Consider the following 10,282-nt stretch of genomic DNA (forward strand, 5'->3'; position numbering starts at 1 on the left):
GCCTTTCTTTTTTCAACCATGTGCCAATCAGGGTAGCCATGCATATCCATGTCTGTTTTTCCAGAGGAAGTATTTCTCTAGCAAAACTTTACCGAAGTCGTTAAAGATATTGGGCAACATAATGGCAAACTGTCTTGGTTTAAACAAGTGGTTTGCAACAAGATAAACTTCTTTTCTTCCTGCATCCATAACACAAAGTGCTGGTATTCTTCCCCACTCTTTTTCGACTAGTTTCTTTTTACCAGTTATGAGTCTGTAAATATTCTCGGCTACTATCTTGCCGGTAACATCGCTTGGATACCCTGTTTTTGGCACACCGAAAGGAGTGTTTTTAATCTCAAAAGGAGGAGCAACTTTTACTGCCAAACCGGCTGCAAAAACATTGTCATAATAAATGCTTTGGTAAGCTGCATTAGTTTCTACAAAACCTTTTGCATCTACCAGCTTAGGACTTGCCTTCATAACATCTGCGCCCTCAAATGGAGGCATGAGCATGGCCATCTTATAAGGTAGTACTTCACCATTTTTCAAAATGATCTTATCCTCCTCAATGGTCTCTATACTTGCATCAACTATCCATTTGATGTTGTATAGTTTCATAAACATTTTGAGCATGCCTTCTCCACCAGGCATTCCGTCAATTCCAAAATTGCCGAGGTATGGTTCCGGTGTTATCCAGTAAAGGGTTACTTTGTCGCGCACCTTTCTTGTTCTCAACTCTTTGTCCATATTGAAAAGGTACTCATAAGCAGCACCCATGCAGCTGGCACTCTGAGTAGCACCAACAATAACAGGACCGGGGTCTTTCACCAATTCTTCAAATGCATTTAGTGTCTTGTTGGCCAGTTTTGGAATGACGATGTTCTGAATTTTGTTATCCTCTGGTTTTAGCCCATCTATGATATCAAAATTCATTTTAACGCCAGTTGCTACCACCAGATAATCATACTTTACGGTTTTGTTGTCAGGTAGGTAAACCAGATTATTATCAGGATCAACACGCTCTGCGGCCTGCTGAATAAAATCGACCTTATTTTTTCTGAGAATTGGTCTCAAGTCAAACTTAATATCATTAATTTTTCTTCTGCCAAACGGAACCCAGATTAAAGAAGGAACATAAAGAAAATCACCACTAGGACTGATGACAGTAATTTTATACGTATCCCTTTTTCTTTTCAGTTTGCGTGCCAAACGAAGAACTGCTGTAAAACCAGCAAAATTGCTTCCTAGTATTACTATATTTTTCATGACTAACTCCTTTCGTTTTGTTGAGATAAATTTAGTATTGACCAAAGAAATTAGGAATGACACACATCAGGTTAGAACCTGATAAACGGAAGGTTTATGAACACTAAAAAGCAAAAAGCCCCTGCAGTTTATGCAGAGGCTTTTTAATAAGTTCTGATTCTATTACTTAGCTTCTAGCCAACTATTTCGAATCTTAATCTGTTCTTGGCTGGCATCTTCATCGAAAGACAATCCGTGCATTCTTACCTTATCAATTTCTATAACTTCATTAGACAGCGTTACTTCCTCCTCTCCTCGCTTTACCGTGTAAGAAAAAGGTTCACCAACTATAAGCTCCTGTTGTTTCTGGCCAAGAAAATTTGGCAGTTCTGGTCCTAAAGAAGGAATGTCGTCACCATTGATTTGCAATAGTATATCTCCATTCTCAAAGCCCAAAGCTTTACCAAATTCATTAAGGGCGTCTTTATTATTAATATAGAGAGCACCCAAATCTGAATCAATGCCAAGTGAAGCTTGTGTTAGACCAAGATCAACTGCTTTATAGAACTCTTGAGGTGAATAGTTGACACCCACTTTCTCATATATCTCTTTATAAGGCAACGGCTCATCTCCTCCTACATAAGTATTCAAGAACTCTCCAATTTCTGGATAAGTCAATTCAGTGATTTTACCAAACAGCTCGTCATCAGTAAATGCCTGATCTTTACCATACTCTTTAGCGAGGTCTGCCATCAAATTCTGTACCCCGTACTCGCCTTGGGATAGGTCGCGCAATAAAATATCAAGAGACATCCCAATAAGGGCGCCCTTTTGATACACGTTATAGTACTGATTAGAATATTTATCCAGTGTGTATTTACTGATATCTGTAAATGCTACAGTATCTAAAAACTGAGAAGCAATTGACATTTTTTGGCTCAACACCTGAAGATATTGCTCTTTGCTTATAATGTCGTACTTCACCTGCATGTTACCCGCAAAGAATTCTGTCACCCCTTCGTACATCCACAAATGCTTAGACATTTTCGGGTCATTGAAGTCAAAGTGATGTATTTCTTCCGAGTGGATATTTAATGGAGTAACTATATGAAAGAACTCATGAGCAGCAAAGTCTCTGAGTTGTTGTTGCATAGCTACTATTCTATTTTCTGGCATATAATACACTGATGAATAAGAATGCTCCAATGCACCATATGATGTTACCGGCTGATCGGTAAAGTAAAATACAAAGGCGTATTTATCTACTGGTAATTTTCCACCTAAATACTGATTTTGAGCGGTCAGTATTTCACTTAACGTTCCTGCTATATCTTTAGCAGAAACCATCTTGTTAGGTGAGTAAGAACTGATCAACACTTCTGCATTGGCTACTTTTATAATAGCGGTATCCGCCTCCGAATACATCAGTGGAGAATCGATCAATCGATCATAATTCTCTACAGTATAGCTGTCAATATTTTTTGTAGCACTTGCAGTATTTTCCTTTTCTAAAGAGGCATTAAGGTTAGATACATTATTAGAAATCAATCCAGTCCCACCATAAAAGTTCTCTGGTTTTACAATGTCAAAATCAATTGGCATCTGCTTCATTCCTTCGAAATAGCCAAAGAATCCAGCCGTATTGATGATGAAGTTTTTACCATCTTCTATATTAGTCCCTGCTGGTTGAAAAATATTTGGGCCTGCTTTATCAGAATCATAAGAATCTTCTACCCAGTAAGTAAGTTTTGTGAGCTTCTTAGCCCCTAGAATTTTCCAGCTGTTATCGTCAAGTCTTTCAACTTCCAGCTCCCTGCCCTTTTTATCTAAAGCTTTAAGATCTATAACAAAACGGCCATAGTCTGCTATGCTGTAAGTACCAGGAATAATCTTAGGCATATAATAGATGATTTCATCTTTGTCAATTTTAGGTGCTTGTAACTCCACCTGTACTCTATCATCTTTTACTACTGTAAGATCTACCTTAAATTTATACATCTTGCCCTCAGGGCCTGTAGTCGCTGCTACCTGCCCTACTACCATCACTATTAGAAGTAAAGCGCTAATTACTTTTCTCATATTTTATTTAAAACGATTTCGGTGCAAATAAACGGCAATGCAGCTACTTGTTTATTTTATTTATACAAGTGGTTGATAACAAGGTTTTAGCTGTAGCAGCTGTAATAGAAAGCATCCTTTTACCCCTAAAATTGGGTGATTACATTTTTCTTAAAATATTGAGTGTAATCTATAGTGATACCGCTCATCAAGTTTAAAATAGAGGCTATTGATCAATGGTAATTATTCATTAAATTCATGATCCTTAACCTAAAACCTATCATGAAAGAATTAAAATTAATAGCACTCGCATTATTGATGTGCGGGACACTTTTCGCACAAGATTTAACCCTCAAGGTAAATACTGAACCCATCACACTGAAAATCGGTGAGTCTGTGCAGCTAATGGCTGCTGTTGTAGACAGCAAAGGAAACAAAGTATCAGGCCGTGAATATCTTTTTTATTCAAGAGATGCGCGCGCACTTTCTGTAGTAGACAGCACCGGATATGCCACTGCGGTTAAACATGGTGAATATTCGGTAGTGGTGATAAGCCCAAACCCAGATGGTGGCAGGCTCCGCGCCAATATAAAAGTAACTATTGCACCTGCAGCTCTGGCTAAAATTGAGATTGGCGAGGTGCCCACTAAAATTTATGCAGGCGTTACCTTCCCTTTAGATATCAAGGTATATGATAAAGCGGGGTTTGAAAGACCTGAAATCACAGTAAAGCTTACCTCTTCTAACGAGAAGATAGTAAAACCAGCCCCATTCAATAAAGTAATAGCTGTAGCTGAAGGAAAATCAACCATTACGGCTTCTGTAGATGGTGTAACTACCAAACTGGATTTAAATATTATAGAAAATCCAATCGCCAAAATTGAATTAACTACGGATATGACAGAAGGCAGGTCTGGAGATGTGTTTACATTGAAAGCCGTTGCCAAAGACAAAAATGGTAAGGTTGTAACTGATGCACCTATCAACTACTCATTTTCAGGAGAGTCTTATGATGTGTCTGCTGCTCCATCTGGTATGATGACCAAAGAAGGTAAGTTTGTGGCTGATCAGCCAGGACTGTATGTCCTTAATGCTACAAGTGGCCCAGCGGCAGCTTCAGTAACAGTAAGTGCGGCAAAAAGAAATGTATCAAGAAAAATTGAGCAGGTAGGCCGAGGTTCTGTGAATACAAAACATACTTCTGACTTATGGATATGGGAAGGCGTAGATGGTAAGGATTATGCAGTAACTGGAACATGGGGAGCTGATGGCACCGCATACTTCTGGGATGTAACTAACCCTGCTGCTTTAGTACTTATCGACTCTGTAAAAGTTGATGCTCGTACCGTGAATGATGTTAAAGTTTCTGAAGATGGTACCGTTTGTGTCATTTCTCGTGAAGGTGCTTCTAACAGAAAAAATGGTCTGGTAATTATTGATGTTAAAAACCCGAGAGATGTTTCTATCATCTCCGAGTTTTCTGAAAATTTAACAGGCGGTGTGCACAATGTATTCATTTACAAAAAGCATGTTTATGCTTTAAGTGCGGGCAGAAAATACTATTCAATCAATATTGAAGACCCTAAGAATCCGAAAATTGTTGGTGAGTTTGAATTAGATACTCCTGGACATTCTATTCATGATGTGTGGATAGACAATGGCATTGCTTACTCTTCTAACTGGGATGATGGTGTACAACTGGTTGATGTAGGAAACGGTATTGCTGGTGGTTCTCCTTCAAATCCTGTGCAGTTTGCAAGCTATGCTTACCCTAGTGGATCAAACCATGCTGCATTCCCTTATAAGGATAAGAAGACTGGTAAATTTTATGTGATTTTAGGAGATGAGGAATTCCCTTATGGTCTTGATCCTGATGGAAGAAAACCTGGCAGAGCAGCTGGCTACCTTCATGTTATCGACTTCTCTGATTTAAATAACCCAAAAGAAGTAGCCTGGTTTCAAGTTCCATTTGCCGGGTCGCACAACTACTGGATTGAAGATGATATTTTGTATGCAGCGTTCTACAATGCTGGTGTTAGAGTTGTTGACTTAAGTGGTGAGCTACTTGGCGACCTTAACCGTCAGGGAAGAGAAATTGCCTGGATTGTGCCTGAAGATCCTGATGGATATGTAAAAAATGCTCCATTTACCTGGGGTGCACAGCCATACAAAGGCCATATTTTCTATTCTGATTGGAACAGTGGCTTATGGTCAGCTAAGCTTGAGCCAGTAGTTCCTAAAAATGCAGAAGTTCAAACTAAGTAATTATGAGAAGTTTACTCTTAATATTTTTAGTCAGCTTAAGCTCAATTTGTGTTGGGCAGAATTACTATATCTATGTTACTGCAGAATCGGAAGATGAAGTGGCGCTGATTAAATTTGATGGCAAAGAGGCAGTTGTTGAAAAGACAATTCCTGTTGGTGTTTGGCCTGCTGAAATAGAAGGCCCACATGGTATCAATGTGAGCCCAGATGGTAAATATTGGTATTTATCACTGGCACATGGCAACCCATATGGCACATTATATAAATATTCTACAGAAACCAATGAAGTTGTTGGGACAGTTGAATTAGGCTTATTCCCAGCATCATTACAGATATCAGAAGCTACGGGTTTATTGTATTGCGTTAACTTCAATCTACATGGTGACATGGTGCCTAGCACGGTGTCTGTAGTGGATCCTGAAGAAATGATAGAAGTGCAGCGCATCGAGACTGGGGTTATGCCTCATGGCTCCAGAATTTCTCCGGACGGCATGCATCATTATTCAGTAGGTATGATGTCAGGCGAGTTATTTGAAATTAATACCCTAAGACTCAAGGTAGACCGTGTACTAAAACTAGATGGTGAAGAAAAGAAAGAAATGGGGGAAATGGCCAGCACGGGTGGTATGGCTGGTATGGATCACAGCAAGATGAATCATGGTCAAATGGATCATTCAAAAATGAACCATGGCAGTATGAATCATGAAAAGATGTTTCATAGTAAGGTTAAACCTACTTGGGTTATACCCCACCCTACCAACAACAAGGTCTATGTAGCAGGCAATGGCTCAGATGAGATTTTGGAAGTAGACCTTGACAAATGGGAAATAACCAACCGGTTAAAAACCGGCAAAGCGCCTTATAATGTTGACATTTCTCCTGACGGTAAATATCTGGTAGCCACTTATAAAGGCAGTGGTGAAACTGGTGTGTGGGATTTGTCTAAAAACAAAGAATTAGCAAGGGTTAAAAATACCCGTAAGGTGTCTCATGGTGTAACCATCTCGTCAGACAGTAAGTATGCTTTCATCTCTGTTGAGGGTATAGGTGGCGAGCCTGGAACAATGGACGTTATTGACCTAAAAAAGGCGGCTAAAGTAGCTTCTGTTGATATGGGAAAGCAGGCTGGAGGAATCATCTTTTGGAAGCAAGAGTAGCTTTACCCTACCTTCTCCCACATCAAATCTGCATTTAATTTAAAAGACCCAACGAAATCAAAATCACATTCATGGGGAGCTATTACTGATAAAAATAGCTCCTGATGTTTGTCTTTATACATATGGTAAGTGTAACCTACTATAGGTTCAAAATTAAACTTAGCACCATAGACGAGCTCATTATATTCAAATTGCTCCATCATAGCTTCATACTGAGCTTTTATCTCTTCATAGCGCGCCCCAAATTGCTTATTAACCTTATCTAAATTTCTGTTTTTCCAGGCTATAGTGTGTCCGGTATGAATTGATGGTGCGCCTATATTAGTACCATAAGGTTTGAGCGCTGCATCATATTTCTCCTCGTCTACATTATAAACTATGTTATCCGGTTTCTTCTTTTTTACCATGGTGATTCTGAATCTGATACTTAAAAAACGCCTGGAGGCCGTCTTTGTTACCAACAATCAAATTTAAATACTTCTTTACAATTCACTAATCTGAAGCTGATAATCAGCCTGGACATCTTCATGAAGTTTGGCCAAGGCTTTATGTATTTTATTAACCTGCCGATCATAAAGATTAGCGATTACATTACTTCTATTAACCTCAATAGGCGACTCCTTTATCGCTTCACAGAAGTGAATCAGAACTTCAACTTCGGTTTGTTTATTGCCAGAGTACCGGATGTATTTATTCAATCCTCTCAATATTTTCTGAAGCCCTTTTTTCGCGTAGTAAATGTGCGATGTATTAATCTCTTCCATAGAGTCATCAATGTGATATTTGATAGCCTCTACATAGCCCTGTTCGTCCTGAGCATCAAATAAGAGGTAAGAGAGTAGCTCCTTATTATCCTTTTTGAACCGCCCAAGTCGAAGGCAGATTTGCAGTAGCTCTTCTGGGCTTCGTACTTTCAGTTCTTTCTTAAGTTCGGCTAGGGTGGCTGGCTTCATAGTTTGAAGATAATAATCTTCCATTAAGTGCTTCAATAATTTAAATTAGAATCAGCCTGTCAATAAAACTAATTTATAATCAAACCCCTTTTTAATTCTAATCTCTGATACCTTTGCGGCCAAATTCGAATAATTATGATTTCAGTTGACGCAGTAGGTGTTGAGTTTAGTGGTACTACTCTATTTAGTAACATCACTTTTAATGTGAATGAAAATGACCGTATTGCCCTTATGGGTAAAAATGGGGCTGGTAAATCCACTTTGCTTAAAATAATAGCAGGGGAAAACAAGCCAACACAAGGTAAAATATCTGCACCCAGTGATGCCGTTATTTCATATCTACCACAACATTTGTTAACTGAAGATAACTGCACTGTCTTTGAAGAAACGTCAAAAGCATTTTCTAAAATTCTGTGGATGAAAAACAGAATGGAGGAGCTTAACCACCAACTGGAAACGCGAACAGATTATGAATCTGATGCCTACAGCAAAATTATTGAAGAGGTGTCAGAGCTTAGTGAGAAGTACTACAGCATAGAAGAAATTAACTTTGACGCTGAAATAGAAAAAACATTATTGGGTTTAGGTTTTGTAAGAAAGGACTTCAGTCGACCTACTGGCGAATTTAGTGGTGGCTGGAGAATGCGTATTGAATTGGCTAAAATTCTTCTTCAGAACCCTGATCTTATATTATTGGATGAGCCTACCAATCACCTTGATATTGAGTCGGTTCAGTGGCTTGAAGATTTTCTTAAAAATAGCGCCAAAGCCGTTATTGTAATTAGTCACGATAAGACTTTTGTTGATAACCTGACTAACAGGACCATAGAAATAACTACAGGTAAAATCTATGACTATAAAACCAACTATAGTCATTATCTTGAACTAAGAAAAGAGCGTAGAGAACAGCAACAAAAGCAATTTGATGATCAGGCTAAGCAGATTGCAGATATTCAGCAATTCATCGATCGTTTTAAAGGCACCTATTCCAAGACCCTACAGGTGCAATCAAGAGTGAAAATGCTGGAGAAAATGGAAATTGTAGAAGTTGATGAAGTAGATACCTCAGCGTTAAACATCAAATTCCCTCCAGCTCCGCGCTCAGGAAATTATCCTGTTATCACTGACGGCTTAAGCAAGAAATATGGTGATCACACTGTATTTCAAGATGTGTCTTTTACTATTGAAAAAGGGGAGAAAATAGCCTTTGTAGGTAAGAATGGTGAAGGTAAGTCTACACTAGTAAAGGCTATAATGGGTGAGATCGATTTTGAAGGGAAACTGCAAGTTGGCCATAATAGCCTGATCGGTTATTTCGCTCAAAATCAAGCCTCATTACTTGATGAGAATCTGACCGTATTTCAAACAGTAGATGAAATCGCTCATGGCGATGTGCGTACTAAGATCAAAGACCTTTTAGGAGCATTTATGTTTGGTGGCGATACCATAGAGAAGAAAGTTAAGGTACTATCAGGAGGTGAGCGTACGAGATTGGCAATGATCAAACTATTACTTCAACCTGTCAACTTGCTAATTCTCGATGAGCCTACAAACCATTTGGATATCAAAACCAAAGACATTTTAAAAGATGCACTAAAATCATTTGAAGGCACCATCATTCTTGTTTCTCACGATAGAGATTTCCTTGATGGCTTGGCTACCAAGGTGTTTGAATTTGGCAACAAAAGAGTAAAAGAACATTTCGAAGATATCAATGGATTCTTAAGAAATAAGAAGATTGAGAATCTGAAAGAGGTGGAGCGCTCTCAAAAGGTTTAATCGTAAGCATCTAATAAAGTTTTTAATCTGATAAAGGTATTGAAACGTGAAAAGTAGTGCCTTCATTAAGCTTACTATCTACCCAAATTTGGCCTCCATTAAGTTCTATAAACTCTTTACAGAACGCTAACCCAAGCCCCGTTCCTACTTCTCCCGATGTTCCCTTTGTCGTATATGGAGATTCAAAATCAAATAGCTTATCCAACTTATTATCTTCTATACCTACACCATTATCCTTAATAATTACTTCGGCCTTACTTTCTTTGATAACAGACTTAACTTCGATTTTTCCATTTCTATGAGAAAATTTTATCGCGTTCGACAATAAATTCTTAAGAACTAAAACTATTACTTCTCTATCCGCCTTAACAGCTATTTCAACTTGCGAAAGGTTATTGACTATTATACCCTTTTCTTCAATTTGAGGTAACAGTATTTCAACAACACTGGCTACCAGAGGTTTTAATTCAACAACCTCCGTTTTGACCAAATCATGACTCATTTGATATTTAGCCCAATACAAAAGCCCATTTAAAAAATCCCTTGTTATACTCACCTGGCCTGATAAATCAGCTATCCATTTCTGAAATTCTGCTTCCGTTATTTGACCAGATTTAACAAGGTTTATTAAAGCGTGCAAGTTGTTTAATGGTGCTTTAATGTCATGAGATACAATCGACAACATTTTATTCTTGAGCACATTGGCGTTTTGTAATTCTACCGCCTTGGTTTTAAGAGCAGCGTTGGTTTTACGCTTCATAATCAACAAATACAAAAGAACTATTCCTAAAACAAATACTATAGCCAAAATGATAATAATGGATATATTCAATACTTTTTGTT

8 protein-coding genes are annotated in these 10,282 nt (G+C 38.3%); 3 read left to right on the forward strand and 5 right to left on the reverse strand.

The window, feature by feature from the left end; translation table 11 throughout:
- Positions 1-27: 27 nt before the first annotated feature.
- Together E1140_RS04555 and E1140_RS04560 are read right to left on the reverse strand one after the other, a co-directional pair.
- The gene (locus tag E1140_RS04555; RefSeq protein WP_155179500.1) at positions 28-1,248 is read right to left on the reverse strand and encodes an NAD(P)/FAD-dependent oxidoreductase; all 1,221 of its coding nucleotides are present in this window, start codon (positions 1,246-1,248) and stop codon (positions 28-30) included.
- 162 nt (positions 1,249-1,410) lie between these two features.
- A complete protein-coding gene (locus tag E1140_RS04560) occupies positions 1,411-3,306 on the reverse strand; it encodes a M61 family metallopeptidase (RefSeq protein WP_155179502.1) in 1,896 nt (631 codons plus the stop codon).
- A gap of 261 nt (positions 3,307-3,567) precedes the next feature.
- On the opposite strand from E1140_RS04560, the gene E1140_RS04565 reads away from it, so the two are divergent.
- Positions 3,568-5,550 (forward strand): LVIVD repeat-containing protein, encoded by a 1,983-nt coding sequence (locus E1140_RS04565; protein ID WP_246202707.1) that lies wholly within the window; start codon positions 3,568-3,570, stop codon positions 5,548-5,550.
- A gap of 2 nt (positions 5,551-5,552) precedes the next feature.
- On the forward strand, positions 5,553-6,707 hold the full coding sequence (locus tag E1140_RS04570; RefSeq protein ID WP_155179504.1) for a YncE family protein: 1,155 nt from the start codon (positions 5,553-5,555) through the stop codon (positions 6,705-6,707).
- 2 nt (positions 6,708-6,709) lie between these two features.
- Here E1140_RS04570 and E1140_RS04575 read toward each other — a convergent pair whose 3' ends face one another.
- Entirely contained in the window at positions 6,710-7,114 is a 405-nt protein-coding gene (locus tag E1140_RS04575) for a DUF2452 domain-containing protein (RefSeq protein WP_155179506.1), read from the reverse strand.
- A 75-nt stretch (positions 7,115-7,189) separates the two neighbouring features.
- Positions 7,190-7,660: a hypothetical protein gene (locus E1140_RS04580; RefSeq protein WP_155179509.1), complete on the reverse strand. Its 471-nt coding sequence runs from the start codon at positions 7,658-7,660 to the stop codon at positions 7,190-7,192.
- A 135-nt stretch (positions 7,661-7,795) separates the two neighbouring features.
- On the opposite strand from E1140_RS04580, the gene E1140_RS04585 reads away from it, so the two are divergent.
- Entirely contained in the window at positions 7,796-9,439 is a 1,644-nt protein-coding gene (locus tag E1140_RS04585; RefSeq protein ID WP_155179511.1) for an ABC-F family ATP-binding cassette domain-containing protein, read from the forward strand.
- 22 nt (positions 9,440-9,461) lie between these two features.
- On the opposite strand, the gene E1140_RS04590 is transcribed toward E1140_RS04585, so the two are convergent.
- Positions 9,462-10,282, reverse strand: an 821-nt coding sequence (locus tag E1140_RS04590; RefSeq protein WP_221412631.1) for a sensor histidine kinase, incomplete at its 5' end; no start/stop codon positions are given.

Source organism: Fulvivirga lutimaris, from assembly GCF_009711525.1.
GTDB classification, from domain to species: Bacteria; Bacteroidota; Bacteroidia; order Cytophagales; family Cyclobacteriaceae; genus Fulvivirga; species Fulvivirga lutimaris.